The 16,183-nt window shown below is 68.9% G+C and carries 18 protein-coding genes; 14 read left to right on the forward strand and 4 right to left on the reverse strand.

The window, feature by feature from the left end:
* Positions 1 to 6: 6 nt before the first annotated feature.
* Complete coding sequence (locus ACAV_RS04835; protein ID WP_013593453.1) at positions 7 to 1,539, reverse strand: DUF4034 domain-containing protein; 1,533 nt, start codon at positions 1,537 to 1,539, stop codon at positions 7 to 9.
* A 105-nt stretch (positions 1,540 to 1,644) separates the two neighbouring features.
* Here ACAV_RS04835 and ACAV_RS04840 point away from each other — a divergent pair, with 105 nt between their 5' ends.
* The 7 genes from ACAV_RS04840 to hisD all read left to right on the forward strand — a co-directional run bounded on the left by ACAV_RS04840 (position 1,645) and on the right by hisD (position 7,541).
* Entirely contained in the window at positions 1,645 to 2,622 is a 978-nt protein-coding gene (locus ACAV_RS04840; RefSeq protein ID WP_013593454.1) for an ABC transporter ATP-binding protein, read from the forward strand.
* Complete coding sequence (locus tag ACAV_RS04845; RefSeq protein WP_013593455.1) at positions 2,619 to 3,374, forward strand: ABC transporter permease; 756 nt, start codon at positions 2,619 to 2,621, stop codon at positions 3,372 to 3,374. The genes ACAV_RS04840 and ACAV_RS04845 overlap by 4 nt, the downstream gene beginning before the upstream one ends.
* Positions 3,375 to 3,450: 76 nt before the next feature.
* A complete protein-coding gene (locus ACAV_RS04850) occupies positions 3,451 to 3,699 on the forward strand; it encodes a BolA family protein (protein ID WP_011794177.1) in 249 nt (82 codons plus the stop codon).
* Between the two features lie 74 nt (positions 3,700 to 3,773).
* Entirely contained in the window at positions 3,774 to 5,078 is a 1,305-nt protein-coding gene (gene murA / locus ACAV_RS04855) for a UDP-N-acetylglucosamine 1-carboxyvinyltransferase (RefSeq protein WP_013593456.1), read from the forward strand.
* Positions 5,075 to 5,737 carry an ATP phosphoribosyltransferase gene (hisG, locus tag ACAV_RS04860; RefSeq protein WP_013593457.1) on the forward strand — a complete coding sequence of 221 codons (663 nt, stop codon included), beginning with the start codon at positions 5,075 to 5,077 and terminating at the stop codon, positions 5,735 to 5,737. Before murA ends, hisG begins: the two co-directional genes overlap by 4 nt.
* Before the next feature lie 106 nt (positions 5,738 to 5,843).
* Positions 5,844 to 6,197, forward strand: coding sequence for a hypothetical protein (locus tag ACAV_RS04865; protein WP_013593458.1), 354 nt, complete (start codon positions 5,844 to 5,846; stop codon positions 6,195 to 6,197).
* 33 nt (positions 6,198 to 6,230) lie between these two features.
* Positions 6,231 to 7,541 (forward strand): histidinol dehydrogenase, encoded by a 1,311-nt coding sequence (gene hisD, locus ACAV_RS04870; protein WP_013593459.1) that lies wholly within the window; start codon positions 6,231 to 6,233, stop codon positions 7,539 to 7,541.
* Positions 7,542 to 7,614: 73 nt separating this feature from the next.
* Here hisD and ACAV_RS04875 read toward each other — a convergent pair whose 3' ends face one another.
* Entirely contained in the window at positions 7,615 to 7,968 is a 354-nt protein-coding gene (locus tag ACAV_RS04875) for a DUF2917 domain-containing protein (RefSeq protein ID WP_157768731.1), read from the reverse strand.
* A 145-nt stretch (positions 7,969 to 8,113) separates the two neighbouring features.
* On the opposite strand from ACAV_RS04875, the gene ACAV_RS04880 reads away from it, so the two are divergent.
* The 7 genes from ACAV_RS04880 to hisA all read left to right on the forward strand — a co-directional run bounded on the left by ACAV_RS04880 (position 8,114) and on the right by hisA (position 13,572).
* Positions 8,114 to 9,583 carry an aminotransferase-like domain-containing protein gene (locus ACAV_RS04880; protein ID WP_013593461.1) on the forward strand — a complete coding sequence of 490 codons (1,470 nt, stop codon included), beginning with the start codon at positions 8,114 to 8,116 and terminating at the stop codon, positions 9,581 to 9,583.
* Between the two features lie 51 nt (positions 9,584 to 9,634).
* A complete protein-coding gene (locus tag ACAV_RS04885; protein ID WP_013593462.1) occupies positions 9,635 to 9,880 on the forward strand; it encodes a hypothetical protein in 246 nt (81 codons plus the stop codon).
* A complete protein-coding gene (locus tag ACAV_RS04890) occupies positions 9,877 to 10,326 on the forward strand; it encodes a PIN domain-containing protein (RefSeq protein WP_013593463.1) in 450 nt (149 codons plus the stop codon). The genes ACAV_RS04885 and ACAV_RS04890 overlap by 4 nt, the downstream gene beginning before the upstream one ends.
* Positions 10,323 to 11,435 carry a histidinol-phosphate transaminase gene (hisC, locus tag ACAV_RS04895; protein ID WP_013593464.1) on the forward strand — a complete coding sequence of 371 codons (1,113 nt, stop codon included), beginning with the start codon at positions 10,323 to 10,325 and terminating at the stop codon, positions 11,433 to 11,435. The genes ACAV_RS04890 and hisC overlap by 4 nt, the downstream gene beginning before the upstream one ends.
* Positions 11,432 to 12,061, forward strand: a complete 630-nt coding sequence (gene hisB / locus ACAV_RS04900; protein WP_013593465.1) for an imidazoleglycerol-phosphate dehydratase HisB — start codon at positions 11,432 to 11,434, stop codon at positions 12,059 to 12,061. The genes hisC and hisB overlap by 4 nt, the downstream gene beginning before the upstream one ends.
* Before the next feature lie 2 nt (positions 12,062 to 12,063).
* Positions 12,064 to 12,732 (forward strand): imidazole glycerol phosphate synthase subunit HisH, encoded by a 669-nt coding sequence (hisH, locus tag ACAV_RS04905; protein ID WP_013593466.1) that lies wholly within the window; start codon positions 12,064 to 12,066, stop codon positions 12,730 to 12,732.
* Positions 12,733 to 12,825: 93 nt separating this feature from the next.
* A complete protein-coding gene (gene hisA / locus ACAV_RS04910) occupies positions 12,826 to 13,572 on the forward strand; it encodes a 1-(5-phosphoribosyl)-5-[(5-phosphoribosylamino)methylideneamino]imidazole-4-carboxamide isomerase (RefSeq protein ID WP_013593467.1) in 747 nt (248 codons plus the stop codon).
* 39 nt (positions 13,573 to 13,611) lie between these two features.
* Here hisA and ACAV_RS04915 read toward each other — a convergent pair whose 3' ends face one another.
* Together ACAV_RS04915 and ACAV_RS04920 are read right to left on the reverse strand one after the other, a co-directional pair.
* Positions 13,612 to 14,814 (reverse strand): spherulation-specific family 4 protein, encoded by a 1,203-nt coding sequence (locus ACAV_RS04915; protein ID WP_013593468.1) that lies wholly within the window; start codon positions 14,812 to 14,814, stop codon positions 13,612 to 13,614.
* 153 nt (positions 14,815 to 14,967) lie between these two features.
* The gene (locus ACAV_RS04920; protein WP_013593469.1) at positions 14,968 to 16,176 is read right to left on the reverse strand and encodes a spherulation-specific family 4 protein; all 1,209 of its coding nucleotides are present in this window, start codon (positions 16,174 to 16,176) and stop codon (positions 14,968 to 14,970) included.
* Positions 16,177 to 16,183: the final 7 nt, after the last annotated feature.

The raw sequence follows: 16,183 nt of genomic DNA on the forward strand, positions 1-16,183 counted from the left end.
CGCGCCTCAGCGCGCGGCTTGCGGGCGCTCCTGCCACTGGCGCCAGAAGCTCTTCAGCCAGCCCGACAGGCTGAAGATGTCTTCCGTCACGTTCGCCACGTCGTCCTTCTTCCCGTGCTGCCGTAGCGCGGCCAGCCATTTCCGGGCGGCGGCGCGATCGACGCCGGTTCCGTGCCCGAACCACAGGGCCCTTATCAGGTAGCTGATCGCCAGCACGTCGTCCTCGCATGCCGCGTTGTACAGGTGCTCGAGCGCGGCTTCGAAATCCACGGGCCCGCCCTGGCCGCGGTACAGCAGGACGCCATAGACCGAGGTGGAGTCCACGCAGTCCATGGCGGCACCCTGGGCCGCATAGCGCCGCGCCTTGGCGAAATCCCTGGGAATGCTGCCCTTTCCCTGCCAGTACGCCAGCACGGCATTCCAGATGGCGGCGTGGGAGCCCCATGCCAGTGCGCTCTCCCAGTAGGGCACGGCGGCTTCGGCATCCTTTGGCGTTCCCAGGCCGAGCGAGAAGTGGCAGCCGCGCTCGAACATCGCGTGCCCGCTGAATTGCTCTGCCCCCAGTTCGCACCAGCGCACTGCTTCGGCGGCCACGGCCGGGTCGCCCATGCGCGGCCGCAGGCGGTTGGCTGCAGTGGCGGCGGCATCGCCGTCTCCCAGGAGGGCCGCCTGCGCATAGGCGGCATCCGCCTCCCTGTCACGCCCGAGCGCGGCCAGGCTCGTGGCCAGGCGTTCATGGAGGTCCGGGGCTGGCTTGTGCGCAATCACGGCCTGCAATGATTCGACGGCTTCCGCATGCCGTTCCTGCTGCTGGAGGTACCGGCTGAGGCTTTGCAGTACCCGGGGCGACCGGGCGTGCCGGCTCGCGGCCAGCAGGGCTTGCGCCCGGTCGATCTGGCCTTCGCAGCACAGGATTTCCGCCTGGTGGCAGTCGTATGCGGCTTCGAGCATCGCGGCGGATTCCTCTGGCCAGTCCAGCGCATGGATGCGCCGGAAGAAGGCCTCCAGCGCTCCGTCCTCTCCGCCCCATTTGGGCTGTAGCGCCCACATGTGCGAGAGGCACACCTCCACGGAGTGCTCGATATGCCTTTCCGACAACGCGAGGAAGCTGTGGGGCAGGTCCAGGCTGCCTGCGGTTTCCAGGTGAATGCCGATGGAGAGTGCGCAATAGGGCCTGGGGCTCAGTTCGATGGCCCGGTAGAGGTAGGGCAGCGCTTTCTGGAAATAGGCATTCATCAGCGAAAACTGGGCTTCCGTGGTGAACTGCCGTGTCTGGATGCCGCGGGCACGCCAGCCGATGCGGAGAAAGTAATTGCCCGCCGCGAACTGGGCGAAGTAGTCCTCCGGAAACTCGCTGGCCCAGGCCAGTATCGCGGGCTCTGCGCTGCGCCGCTCGACGGAGGCCGCGGCGGCCTGCCTCAGGTACTCCGGCTCGCCGATGCGGCCGTTCTCGAAATCCTGCTGCAGGGCCTGGAAATGCCGTGCGGGTGTGCGGTAGTCGCCTTGCAGCAAGAGGGACTGGATGTCGTGCAGTTGCATGGAAGAGAGGGCTGGGGCCGGAGGGGCTATGGGCGAGGCCGCCGAGGTGGCATCGATGGGGTCGGCAAGCATATCCGCGCCAGACCCGTAAAATGGCCGGCTCCCATGCCCGCAGTCTCCTTCCAGTCCGTCTCCAAGACCTACGACACGCCCAAAGGGCCCTTCCAGGCGCTCGACGGCGTGAGCCTCGACATCGAGGAGGGCGAGTTCTTCGGCCTGCTCGGGCCCAATGGCGCAGGCAAGACCACGCTCATCAGCATCCTCGCGGGCCTGTCCCGGGCCTCTGGCGGGCGCGTGCTGGTGCAGGGCAGCGACGTGCTCGCCGACTATGCCGATGCGCGCCGCAAGCTCGGCATCGTGCCGCAGGAGCTCGTTTTCGATCCGTTCTTCAACGTGCGCGAGGCGCTGCGCATCCAGTCGGGCTATTTCGGCGTGAAGAACAACGACGCCTGGATCGACGAACTGCTCGAGAGCCTGGGCCTGGCCGACAAGGCCTCCGCCAACATGCGCCAGCTCTCGGGCGGCATGAAACGCCGCGTGCTCGTCGCGCAGGCGCTGGTGCACAAGCCGCCCATCATCGTGCTGGACGAGCCCACGGCCGGGGTCGATGTGGAACTGCGCCAGACCCTCTGGCATTTCGTCGCGCGGCTCAACAAGGCGGGCCATACGGTGCTGCTCACCACACACTACCTGGAAGAGGCCGAGGCGCTCTGCAATCGCATCGCGATGCTCAAGCGCGGCCGGATGGTGGCGCTATCGACCACGTCCGAACTGCTGCAGGCCGCCTCCACGAACGTGCTGCGCTTCAAGACCGACGATGCGCTGCCCCCGGCGCTGGCCGCCGCCGCGCGCGTCACCGGCCGCGTGGTGCAGTTGCCCGCGCAGGACGCGGCGGACATCGAGCGCATCCTCTCCGGGCTGCGTGCCGCGGGCGTCGGCGTGCACGACGTCGAGATCCGCAAGGCGGACCTGGAGGACGTGTTCCTCAGCCTCATGGCCGAAGGGCGCTATCCCGATCCTGCGCGCGAGCCCGCTCCGGCGGACGAACCCGCGGAAACGCCCGAAGGCGGGGTGCGGCTATGACCGGCTGGCAGACCCTGTTCTACAAGGAGGTGCTGCGGTTCTGGAAGGTGAGCTTCCAGACCATCGCCGCCCCCGTGCTCACGGCCGTGCTCTACCTGCTGATCTTCGGCCATGTGCTGGAAGACCACGTCAAGGTCTATGACCGCCTGAGCTACACCGCATTCCTGGTGCCCGGCCTGGTGATGATGAGCGTGCTGCAGAACGCCTTCGCCAACAGCTCGTCGAGCCTTATCCAGAGCAAGATCATGGGCAACCTGGTGTTCGTGCTGCTCACGCCGCTGTCGCACTGGTCCTGGTTCTTCGCCTACGTGGGATCGTCCGTGGTGCGCGGCCTGGCCGTGGGGCTGGGCGTGTTCATTGCCACGCTCGGCTTCGCACGGCCGGAGTTCGCGGCGCCGCTGTGGATTGCCGCATTCGCACTCCTGGGGGCCGCGCTGCTGGCCACGCTGGGCCTGATCGCCGGGCTCTGGGCCGACAAGTTCGACCAGATGGCGGCGTTCCAGAACTTCATCATCGTGCCGATGACCTTCCTCTCGGGCGTGTTCTATTCCATCCAGTCGCTGCCGCCTTTCTGGCAGACGGTGAGCCACCTGAATCCGTTCTTCTACATGATCGACGGGTTCCGCTACGGCTTCTTCGGGCAGAGCGATACGTCGCCCTGGCTGAGCCTGGCCATCGTGGGCAGCGCCTGGCTGGCCGTGAGCGCGCTGGCCGTCCACCTGCTGCGCACCGGCTACAAGATCCGGAACTGATGACCATCCTCCGGGGCGCGCGCACGCCAGGCGCCGCACGTGCGGCCGGTGCCCGTCCCCCACATGAACCACTGACATGACCGCCGACCAACTCAAAGACCTGATCCGGGCGGGGCTGCCCTGCGAGCACCTCACGCTGGAAGGCGATGGCCGCCACTGGTATGCGACCATCGTCTCCGCGGAGTTCGAGGGCAAGCGTGCGATCCAGCGCCACCAGCGGGTGTACGCGACGCTGGGTAGCCGCATGCACACCGACGAGGTGCATGCGCTCTCCATGAAGACCTTCACACCCGCCGAATGGGCCGCGCAGCCGCGCGGCGAATGAACGCAGGTCCCTTCCCGCTGCGCCATCCGCCGCAACGGCCCCTTTTCGTCCTCCAGACCCCAGAACAACAAGCCATGGACCAACTCCAGATTCGCGGCGGCCGTGCCCTGAGCGGCGACGTGCCGATCTCCGGCGCGAAGAACGCCGCCTTGCCCGAGCTGTGCGCCGCGCTGCTCACGGCCGAGCCCGTCACCCTCCTGAACGTGCCGCGCCTGCAGGACGTGGCGACCATGCTGCAGCTCATCCGCAACATGGGGGTGGCGGCCGAGCATTCCCAGGGCGACGACCGGGCCAGCAGCGGCACGGTGCGCATCGATGCCGGCGCGCTGTCCACGCCCGAGGCGCCCTACGAACTGGTCAAGACCATGCGCGCGTCGGTGCTGGCGCTGGGCCCGCTGCTGGCGCGCTTCGGCGAGGCCACGGTGTCGCTGCCCGGTGGCTGCGCCATCGGCTCGCGCCCGGTGGACCAGCACATCAAGGGCCTGTCGGCCATGGGCGCGGAGATCGTGGTGGAGCATGGCTACATGATCGCCCGGCTGCCCGAGGGCCGTTCGCGGCTGCAGGGCGCGCGCATCACCACCGACATGGTGACGGTGACCGGCACCGAGAACCTGCTCATGGCGGCCACGCTGGCCGATGGCGAGACCGTGCTGGAGAACGCGGCCCAGGAGCCCGAGGTGGTGGACCTGGCCGAGATGCTCATCGCCATGGGCGCGCAGATCGAGGGCCATGGCACGAGCCGCATCCGGGTGCAGGGCGTGGAGCGCCTGCACGGCTGCACCCACCGCGTGGTGGCCGACCGCATCGAGGCCGGCACCTTCCTGTGCGCGGTGGCCGCCACGGGTGGCGAGGCGCTGCTGCGCCATGGCCGCGCCGACCACCTGGACGCCGTCATCGACAAGCTGCGCGATGCGGGCGTGACCGTGGAGTCCGTCGAGGGCGGCATCCGCGTGCGCAGCCCGGGGGCGGGCCAGTTGCGGGCGCAGAGCTTCCGTACCACCGAGTACCCGGGGTTCCCTACCGACATGCAGGCGCAGTTCATGGCGCTCAACGTGGTGGCCCAGGGCGCCTCGCGCGTGACCGAAACCATTTTCGAGAACCGCTTCATGCACGTCGATGAGCTGCTGCGCCTGGGCGCGCGCATCCAGGCCGACGGCAAGGTGGCGGTGATCGAGGGGCTGGGCGACACGGGCGCGCTGCTGTCGGGCGCCACCGTGATGGCCACCGACCTGCGCGCCTCCGCCAGCCTGGTGATCGCCGGCCTGGTGGCCACGGGCCAGACCACGGTGGACCGCATCTACCACCTCGACCGCGGCTACGACTGCATGGAAGGCAAGCTGCGCGCCCTGGGCGCCGATATCGAAAGGGTGAAGGCATGACGAACCCGGGCGACGTGATCACCCTGGCCCTGTCCAAGGGCCGCATCTTCGAGGAAACCCTGCCGCTGCTGGCCGCCGCCGGCATCGAGGTGCTGGAAGACCCGGAGAAGTCCCGCAAGCTGATCCTGCCGACCAACCAGCCCGACGTGCGCGTGGTGCTGGTGCGCGCCACCGACGTGCCCACCTACGTGCAGTACGGCGGCGCGGACCTGGGCGTGACGGGCAAGGACACGCTCATCGAGCATGGCGGCCAGGGGCTGTACCAGCCGCTGGACCTGCGCATTGCCAAGTGCCGCGTGAGCGTCGCCGTGCGCGAGGATTTCGACTATGCCCGCGCGGTGAAGCAGGGCGCGCGCCTCAACGTGGCCACCAAGTACACCACCATCGCCCGCGACTTCTTCGCGGCCAAGGGCGTGCACGTGGACATGATCAAGCTCTATGGCAGCATGGAACTCGCGCCGCTCACGGGGCTGGCCGATGCCATCGTGGACCTGGTCTCCACGGGCAGCACGCTGCGTGCCAATCATCTGGTGGAAGTGGAGCGCATCATGGATATCAGCTCCCACCTCGTGGTCAACCAGGCCGCCCTCAAGCTCAAGCGCGAGCCGCTGCGCCGCATCATCGATGCCTTCGCTGCCGCGACGGAACGAAAAAGCTGAAATCCACGGTACGGATGAGTTTTTCCGATAAATAAACACCAAAATGCGAACGCTGGGAAAATTGTTTCCCAGTGCATCATTTGTTTCAAATCGGAGGGTTCGTCCCATGTTCCAAAAAATCTTGCTGCTCGGCGGCCTGGTCCTGAGCGGTGCCGCGTTCGCGGCCGACGCGGATTTCACGCTGGTCAACCGCACGGGCTATGCGCTCAACGAGGTGTACATCTCCCCGACGAAAATGGACAACTGGGGCAAGGACCGGCTGGGCAGCAACCAGCTGGCCAACGGTGCCTCGCGGAAGTTCAAGTTCGGCGATACGAAGCACTGCGTCCAGGACATCAAGGTGGTGTTCGCGGACGATGGCTCCGACGTCGAATGGGAAGGCCTGGACCTCTGCGAGCTCGACAAGATCACCCTGAAGTACAACCGCAAGACGCGCGAAGTTTCGGCCGAAACCGAATAAGCGCGGTCCCACTCCGATCCGCCTGAGAGACTTATGAAAGCCACGCCTGCCCGCCTGCATACCGCGAGTGCCGATTTCGAAGCCGCCTTCCGGGAGCGGCTGCATTGGTCCGCCGAGACCGATGCCGCCATCGAGCAGCGCGTGGCCGACATCCTGGCCGACGTGCAGGCGCGCGGCGATGCGGCCGTGCTGGAATACACCCAGCGCTTCGACGGATTGCAGGCGGATTCCGTGGCGGCCCTGGAACTCTCCCAGTCGGAACTGAAGGTGGCCTTCGAGACGCTGCCCGCCGCACAGCGCGATGCGCTGGAGGCGGCAACCCGCCGCGTGCGCAAGTACCACGAGGCACAGAAGAAGGCGAGCGGCGAGAGCTGGAGCTACCGCGACGAGGACGGCACGCTGCTCGGCCAGAAGGTGACGCCGCTGGACCGCGTGGGCATCTACGTGCCCGGCGGCAAGGCGGCATACCCTTCCAGCGTGCTGATGAATGCCATTCCGGCCCACGTGGCCGGCGTGCAGGACATCGTCATGGTGGTGCCCACGCCGCGCGGCGAGAAGAACCCGCTCGTGCTCGCGGCGGCCTACGTGGCGGGCGTGAGCCGGGCCTTCACCCTCGGGGGCGCGCAGGCCGTGGCCGCGCTGGCCTATGGCACGGCCACCGTGCCGAAGGTGGACAAGATCACCGGGCCCGGCAATGCCTACGTGGCCAGCGCCAAGAAGCGCGTGTTCGGTACGGTGGGCATCGACATGATCGCCGGCCCGAGCGAGATCCTGGTGCTGGCCGACGGCACTACGCCACCCGACTGGGTGGCGATGGACCTGTTCAGCCAGGCCGAGCACGACGAACTGGCCCAGTCCATCCTGCTGTGCCCGGATGCCGCCTATATCGACGCCGTGCAGGCCGCCATCGACCGCCTGCTGCCCGACATGCCGCGTGCGGAGATCATCGCCAAAAGCCTCACGGGCCGCGGCGCGCTGATCCTCACGAAGGACATGGAAGAGGCCTGCGCCATCAGCAACCGCATCGCGCCCGAGCACCTGGAGGTGTCGAGCCGCGACCCGCACCGCTGGGAGCCGCTGCTGCGCCATGCGGGCGCGATCTTCCTCGGGGCCTATACCAGCGAAAGCCTGGGCGACTACTGCGCGGGCCCCAACCACGTGCTGCCCACCAGCGGCACCGCGCGGTTCTCGTCGCCGCTGGGCGTGTACGACTTCCAGAAGCGCAGCAGCCTCATCGAGGTGAGCGAGGAGGGCGCGCAGGCGCTGGGCCGCATCGCCAGCGTGCTGGCGCACGGCGAGGGGCTGCAGGCCCATGCGCGGGCTGCGGAGATGCGGCTGAAGTGACATCCCCCTGAGGCGCTGTGCGCCTCCGGGCAGCAGCCGCCAGAGCCGGCAGTCCTTCGGGCACGTGTCGCGCTCAGGCAGCGGCACGCACGGTGCCTGCCGTGCCGTCCTGCGGCGATGCGGGATCCACCACCCAGCGCAGCCGCAGGGGCGCGCTGCCTTCGGCGCTCACGTAGAGCCGCCCCGGCCCCGGCAGGACCAGCCGCTGGCCGGCCTCCAGGAACCAGTCGTCGCCATCGCCGTCCTGCGTGACCCAGGCGATGCCCGCCAGCACCTGTAGCGTGGCCCGGCAGCCCGGGGCACAGTCCAGCGGATGCACCGGATCGCCGGGCGCCAGCGTGGCCACGAGGGTCCGGGGGGCCTTGGCCGGGCGCGGGGCCAGTCGGCGCAGGAGGGCGAGGGGGGCGGAGGCGGTTGCGGAGTTCATGCCGTCCACTGTGCCGGCGCCGGGCGGGGGGTGACAGCCGCAGGCACGGGGCAGATGGACCAGCACAGATGCCGGCCGCGTGGCGTCTGTATTGCCTGCATTGCCGGGCATCTGTATCGATTCTGGCGTCGTGGAGCGATACAGAATGGACGCAATGTCCGACCTCGATTCCACACCGCTGTACCTGCAGATCGCTTCGCAGATGGCCGAGCTGATCCGCAACGGCACGCTCGCGCGTGGCGCGCGCATGCCTTCCGTGCGCGAACTGTCCCGCCAGCGCGGCGTCGCCCAGAGCACGGTGGTGCAGGCCTACCACTGGCTGGAGGACACGCGCCTGATCGCCGCCCGCCCGCGCTCGGGCTATTTCGTGGCGCCACGGCCGGCCGTGCTGCCGGAGCCGACGGTGTCCCGGGGGCTGCGCCGTCCGCGCGACGTGTCCGTGGACTGGCTGGGCCAGCGCATCCTGGGCACGCCGCAGCCGGCCGATGTGGTGTCGTTCAGCAGCGGCACGCCGGGCCCGGACCTGCTCGATGTGGATCGCGTGCGGCGCGCGGTCGCCCGGTCGGTGCAGCGTCACCGCCACCTGCTGTGCATGTATCCCTCATCCGAGGGGCACGAGGAGGCGCGGCGCGCCATCGCGCGCTATGCCGTGGGCATGGGCTGCAGCCTGGATCCGGAGCGCATCCTCGTCACCGGTGGCTGCATGGACGCCATCAGCCTGTGCCTGCGGGCGGTCACGCAGCCGGGCGATGTGGTGGCCCTGGAGTCGCCCACGCATTTTTCCTTCCTGGAACTGCTGCAGGGGTTGCACCTGAAGGTGCTGGAGATTCCCACCCATCCACGGCACGGCATCTCGCTGGACGCCCTGCAGCTGGCGCTGGAAACGCAGCCGGTGAAGGCCCTGATCGTGGTGCCCACGCTCAGCAACCCGCTCGGGGCCTGCATGCCCCAGCCGGAGCGGCGCCGGCTCGCCCAGATGGCCGCGCGCCACGGGCTCGCGGTGATCGAGGACGCGGTGTACAACGACCTCGCGGAGCAGGAGGAGCACCGCCGCACCGTGAAATCGCACGACACCGCGGGCCACGTGATGCTGTGCAGTTCGTTTTCCAAGACGCTCGCGCCCGGGCTGCGGCTCGGCTGGCTGGAGGGGGGCCGCTGGACGGAGCAGTTGCGCCAGATGAAGGACCTGCAGGCGGGCGGGCAGTCCCCGGTGCTGGAGCTGGCGCTGGCCGACCTGATGCTGCAGACCGGGCATGCCGCGGCGATGCGCCAGCTGCGCACGGCCGTGGCGGCGCGCATGGATGCCGTGCGGCATGCCATCGCGCAGTCGTTCCCGCCGGGCACGCGGGTGAGCGATCCGCCCGGCGGGCTGCTGCTGTGGGTGGAACTGCCGCGGGGTCTGGACACCCTGCAACTGCACCAGGCCTGCCTGCAGGAGCGCATCCTCGTGCCGCCCGGCACCGTGTTCGGCACCGGTGGGCGCTTCCGCAACTGCCTGCGGATCGGCGTGGGCGGCGACTGGACCGACCACCACGCGGCCGCGCTGCGGCAGGTGGGCGCCATTGCCTGCGCGATGGGGGCGAAGGCAGGGCATCCCGAAAAAGCCCCGGCTTGAAGGCGGCACGAAGTTCGTGTCGCACGAACTTCGTGACATTTTTCGGCTACCATGGCTTCCGTGAAAAACGTCACCGTCACCATGGACGACACCGTCGCCGAATGGGCCCGCGTCGAGGCGGCCCGGCGGGGCACGAGCGTGTCACGCATGCTGGGCGAATGGCTGGCGGAAAAGATGCGGCAGGAAGACGCGTATGCGCAGGCCATGCGCGAGGCGCTGGCCTTCGAAAGCTGGGGCGCTTCGTCCCGGCCCTACCTGGCAAGGCCCGAGCTGCAGGAGCGCGAGGCCGCGCCATGAATACCCCGCTGTTCGTGGATACCGGCGTGCTGCTCAGCAGCGTGGACGACCGCGATCCCGTCCGCCAGGCCCGCGCCCGCGAATGGCTAGCGCTGTGCTGGAACACGCGCCGCGGGCGCATCAGCTCGCAGGTGCTCAATGAGCTCTACCACAACGCCGTGGCCTGCTTCCCCGGACCGCAGACGCTGCACCTGGTGCGCGCGCAGGTGCGCCGCCTGCGCGTCTGGCAGCCGCCGCACCTCGATGCCTACGTGGTCGATGGCGCCTGGGACCTGCAGGACCGCTACGGCTTGAACTACTGGAACGCGCTCATCGTCGCGTCCGCGCACCAGCAGGGCTGCCGCCATGTGCTGGGCGACGTGCTGCCGCACGGGCAGCGCTACGACGCGGTGCGCGCCGTGAACCCTTTTCTCCTGGCTCCCGACGAACTGGAATCGCTCGAATGACCGACACCCTTGCCGCCGCGCTCGGCCGCATCCGCCCCGACGTCCGCGCCATGCATGCCTACGCGGTGCAGCCCGCCACCGGCGTGCTCAAGATGGACGCGATGGAAAACCCCTTCCCGCTGCCGCCGGAGCTGCAGGAGGCGCTGGGCCGGCGCCTGGGCACCCTGGCACTGAACCGCTACCCCGGCGCGCGTCTGGCCGATCTGAAGCAGGCGCTCGCCGCGCACATCGGCATGCCGGAGGGCTTCTCGATGGTGCTGGGCAATGGCTCCGACGAGATCATCACGCTGCTGGCGCTGGCCTGCGCGCGGCCCGGCACGGGCGAGCGCGCGACCATGCTCGCGCCCATGCCGGGGTTCGTGATGTACCCGATGAGCGCGCAGTTGCAGGGCCTGGATTTCGTGGGCGTGCCGCTCACGGCCGATTTCGAGCTGGATGAACCGGCCATGCTCGCCGCCATCGCCCGGCACCGCCCGGCCATCACCTACCTGGCTTACCCGAACAACCCCACGGCCACGCTGTGGGACGAGGGGGCGGTGCAGCGCGTCATCGACGCGGTGGGCGCGCAGGGCGGCATCGTGGTCATGGACGAGGCGTACCAGCCTTTCGCGAGCCGCACCTGGCTGGACCGCATGCGCGCCGAGCCCGCCCGCAACGCCCACGTGCTGCTCATGCGCACGCTCAGCAAGTTCGGCCTGGCGGGCGTGCGCCTGGGCTACCTGGCCGGGCCGGCGGCGCTGGTGGACGAGATCGAGAAGGTGCGCCCCCCCTACAACGTGAGCGTGCTCAACTGCGAGGCGGCGCTCTTCGCGCTGGAGCATGCGCCGGTGTTCGCCGCGCAGGCGGCCGAGCTGCGCGCCGCGCGCACCGGGCTGGTCGCCGCGCTGCGCGCCATGCCGGGCATCGAGCGCGTGTGGGACAGCGAGGCCAACATGGTGCTCGTGCGCGTGCCCGACGCGGCACGGGCCTTCGAGGGCATGAAAGCCCGCAAGGTTCTCGTCAAGAACGTTTCTACAATGCATCCCTTGCTGGCCCGCTGCCTGCGCCTCACGGTGGGCAGCGAGGCCGACAATGCCCGGATGCTCGACGCACTCCAGGCTTCCCTATGACTTCCTCCGCACTCGTTCCCTCCACCGCCTCCGAGGGCGACCGCATCGCCGAGGTCGCCCGCAATACCGCCGAGACCCGCATCCGCGTGCGCGTGAACCTCGACGGCACGGGCGCTGCGCGCCTGTCCTCGGGCATCGGCTTCTTCGACCACATGCTCGACCAGATCGCGCGGCACGGCCTGATCGACCTGGACATCGAGTGCGAGGGCGACCTGCACATCGACGGCCACCACACGGTGGAAGACGTGGGCATCACGCTGGGCCAGGCGTTCGCGCGGGCCGTGGGCGACAAGAAGGGCATCCGCCGCTACGGCCATGCCTACGTGCCGCTCGACGAGGCGCTCTCGCGCGTGGTGGTCGATTTCTCGGGCCGTCCGGGCCTGCACATGGACGTGAAGTTCACGGCCGGCAGCATCGGGCAACTCGATACCCAGCTGGTGTACGAGTTCTTCCAGGGCTTCGTGAACCATGCAGGCGTGACGCTGCACATCGACAACCTGAAGGGCTTCAATGCGCACCACCAGTGCGAGACGATCTTCAAGGCCTTCGCGCGGGCGCTGCGTTTCGCGCTGGAGCGCGATCCGCGCTCGGCCGGCGTCATTCCTTCCACCAAAGGCTCGCTGTAGCCATGAACCTTGAATCGAAGACCGTCGCCGTCGTGGATTACGGCATGGGCAACTTGCGCTCGGTTTCGCAGGCCGTGCAGGCCGCCGCCGAAGGCAGCGGCTGGGCCGTGGTCGTGACCTCGCGCCCCGAGGACGTGCGCGCCGCGCAGCGCGTGGTGCTGCCGGGGCAGGGCGCGATGCCCGACTGCATGCGCGAACTGCGCGAATCCGGCCTGCAGGAATCCGTGCTGGAGGCCGCAGCGTCGAAGCCGCTCTTCGGTGTCTGCGTGGGCATGCAGATGCTGCTGGACCACAGCGCAGAGGGCGACACCCCGGGCCTGGGGCTGATTCCCGGCGACGTGGTGCGCTTCGAGCTGGCCGGCCGCCTGCAGCCGGACGGCAGCCGGTTCAAGGTGCCCCAGATGGGCTGGAACCGGGTGCGGCAGATGCCGCACGGCGGGACCGTGCATCCCGTGTGGGCCGGCATTCCCGACGAAAGCTACTTTTATTTCGTGCACAGTTTCCATGCGTTGCCGCGCGATGCGGCGCACACTGCAGGGGAAACCGATTACGGCGGGCGCTTTGCATCCGCCGTGGCTCGCGATAATATTTTTGCCACGCAATTCCATCCCGAGAAAAGTTCCGAGCACGGCCTGGCGCTCTACCGCAACTTCCTCCACTGGAATCCCTGAGCATTCCCCCGCTTCTTCCTTCCCTCTTTCTTCCACCCCCGGCCGGCACTGGCACGCCCCTGCCACGGCACATTCCCACCTCGTCATTCCATCATGCTGCTCATCCCCGCCATCGACCTCAAGGACGGACACTGCGTACGCCTCAAGCAAGGTGACATGGATCAATCGACCACCTTCGGCGAAGACCCGGCAGCCATGGCGCGCAAGTGGGTGGATGCCGGGGCGCGGCGCCTGCACCTCGTGGACCTGAACGGCGCCTTCGCCGGCACGCCCAAGAACTACGCGGCGATCAAGGCCATCCTCAAGGAGGTGGGCGACGACCTGCCCGTGCAGCTCGGCGGCGGCATCCGCGACCTGGACACGATCGAGAAATACATCGACGGCGGGTTGCGCTACGTGATCATCGGCACCGCGGCGGTCAAGAACCCCGGCTTCCTGAAGGACGCCTGCAGCGCCTTCGGCGGCCACATCATCGTGGGCCTGGACGCCAAGGACGGCAAGGTGGCCACGGACGGCTGGAGCAAGCTGACCGGCCACGAGGTGGTCGATCTCGCGAAGAAGTTCGAGGACTGGGGCGTCGAGTCCATCGTCTACACCGACATCGGCCGCGACGGCATGCTGTCGGGCATCAACATCGACGCCACGGTGAAGCTGGCGCAGGCCCTCACCATTCCCGTGATCGCTTCCGGCGGCCTGGCCGGCATGGCCGACATCGACAAGCTCTGCGCGGTGGAGAGCGAAGGCGTGGAAGGCGTCATCTGCGGCCGGGCGATCTACTCCGGCGACCTCGACTTCGCCGCGGCGCAGGCGCGTGCGGACGAACTGAACGGCGCGGCCTGATCCGGCGCCTGCGCCGCAGGGCGCAGGCGGTGTTTCCCGTCAGCAGCCGATGGGCGTGCGCCCCTGGTTCACGGCCGCCACGGTCTGCAGCAGGGCCGTCCAGTACGAGGGCAGCGAGGCCCACGGGTTGCCGATGTCGTTCACCGGGTCGTACTGCAGGTCCGTCATGTAGATGGGGCCGGCGTTGTAGAGCGCGGATGCGGCGGACTGCACGGCCTTCTGCATGTCGGCGCAGGTGGCGGTGTTGTGCACCAGCGAACTCTGGCGGCTGTTGGCCAGGGTGTAGAGCCAGGGGGTGGTGCGTGGATCGTAGGTGGCGTAGCTGCTGTTGCGCGCCTCGAAGGTGACCAGCACGTCGGCCGCCGAGGCGTAGTCGGCGGTGTTCGGCACCATGCCCGGGTTGCCGATCACGCGCAGGCTGGAATCTTTGGCCTTGATGTAGGCGTAGATCTCGCGGTATCCGGCCAGCATGGCCGCGTCGGAGGACATTTCATCGAGGAAGATGCCGCTGATCGCGTTGCGACCGTAGAGCGTGAAATACGCCTCGATGTTGGCCTTCACGGTGGCCAGCGGGCGCTTCCCGTAGCCCGTGTACACGTAGCCCACCACCTTGCCGCCGGCGGCGACGAACTGGTTGAGCGCGCTCACGTAGGCCGGGTCCGCCGTGTCGAATTCGCCGTTGTCGGGGTTCATGATGGCGGTGACCTGCACGCCGGGGTTGGCGGCGGCGCCGCTGGCCATGCGGCTCCATTCGGTGCCGGAAGCGGGCGAGAAATAGGCCGGCACCAGCACTTCCATCGGCGCGGGGGCGGGGCGCAGGTAGATGACGCGCGTGGCCGTCGCGGTGGCGTTCGCCGACGACGAGGCCACCGATACGGAGGCGCTGAGCTGCTGGCGGCCCGGCGTGGCGCCGTTGAACGTGACCGTCGCCACGCCGGAGCGCGTGGTGCCCGTGGCGGAGAACGTGCCTGGGGACACCGCGAAACTGACCGGCGTGCCGTCCGCGGCAGCCGCGCCGTTCACCGTGACCTGCGCGCTCAGCGACAGGGCGGCGCCCGCGGTGGAGATCGTCTCCGCATCGGGGCCCGAGAATGCGATGGCGACGGTGGTGGGGTTCGAGGGGTTGGTCGGGTTGGTCGGTGTCGTGCCGTTCGAAGAGCCGCCGCCTCCACCGCCGCAGGCGGCGATCAGGGCGGCCAGCGACAGGCTGCACCAGCGGGCAACGGGGGACATACGGGCCATGGCGATTCCTGTCTGGATAAGAACGAAGCGGTCGGACGGATTGTGTTGCGGTCCGGCCTGCGTAGTTTTGACGATTTCTGTGGTTCTTGTAAATTTTCGACACAATTTGGCGGAAAGGCGCCGGGAAATGCTCGGCAGTGCTCAACCAGGAGCTCAGCAGGACGGCAGGGAGGCTCCGCGGTTGACGGCATCGACCGTGCCGAGGAAGCGCAGCCAGTAGCCCGGCAGCGTGTCCCACGGGTTGCCTTCCCCCGTATCGGGGTTGAACTGGTCGTCGGTCACATACAGCATGCCCGCGTTGCTGCGCGGCGCGGCGGCCGAGCGCACGGCCTGCTGCATCGCGGCGCAGTCGGGTGCATCGTGCAGCAGCGCCGCCTGCCGGGTGTTGGCTACCTGGTAGAGCCAGCCGCCATCGGCGCGCGGATCGTAGCTGGCGAAGGTGGGTGAGCGGTTCTCGAAGTTCACCAGCGTGTCGGCGGCCGCGAGGTAGCTGCTGGTGGTCTGGGTGCCGGGGTTGCCCACCACCCGCAGGCCCGCATCGCGTGCCTTGATGTAGGTGTACAGGTCGAGGTAGTAGGCCAGGCGCTTCGGCGACGTGGACATCTCGTCGATGAAGAACCCGCTGATGAGGCCCCGGCCGTAGAGCTGCAGGTAGCTGTCGATGTTGCGTTTCACCGTGCTGGCGGAGCGCGCGCCGTAGCGGGTATAGACGTAGCCGAGCAGCCGGCCGCCCGACTGCACGAAGGTGCCGGCCGCCGCCGTGAATTCCGGGTTCGCGCGCTGGAACACGCCGTTGTCGGGGTTGAGGATGGCGGTGACCGCCACATCCGGGTAGGCGCGCGCCCCCGCGCTGAGGGCATCCCAGGGCGAGCCTTCCGACGGATAGAAGTAGGCGGGCACCAGCACCTCGAGCGGGGCCGGGGCCGGCCGTGCGTACACCGTGCGCTTCGCGGATGCGGCGCCGCTGGCAGAGGCCAGCGTGGCGGAGATCACCTGGGGCCCGGGGACGGATGCGGTGAAGCTGGCCGAGGCGGTGCCGGCGCGGACCGTGGCGGCTACCGGCAGGATGGTGGCCGTACCCGCGGAGAACACCACGCTGGCGCCGTCCCCGGCCCCCGATGCCTCCACGGCGATGCCGACGGCGGCGCCCACGTCGAACACGTCCGCGCCATCGCCGGGCGCGGTGAACGCGAGCGCTGCGCCCGGCAGGGCGGAGGCCCCTGCATCCTGGGTGGCCTGGGTGGCCGTGGCGGAGCCTTCGGCGGGACCTCCCCCGCCGCCGCAGCCGCTCAGCCATCCGGCGGCGGCCAGGAGGCAGGCGGGCAGTGCCGCCCGTGCGTTCGGAAAGTTCGGCTGTGCCATCGGGCCC

It is taken from the genome of Paracidovorax avenae ATCC 19860, assembly GCF_000176855.2.
Classification (GTDB): Bacteria; Pseudomonadota; Gammaproteobacteria; order Burkholderiales; family Burkholderiaceae_C; genus Paracidovorax; species Paracidovorax avenae.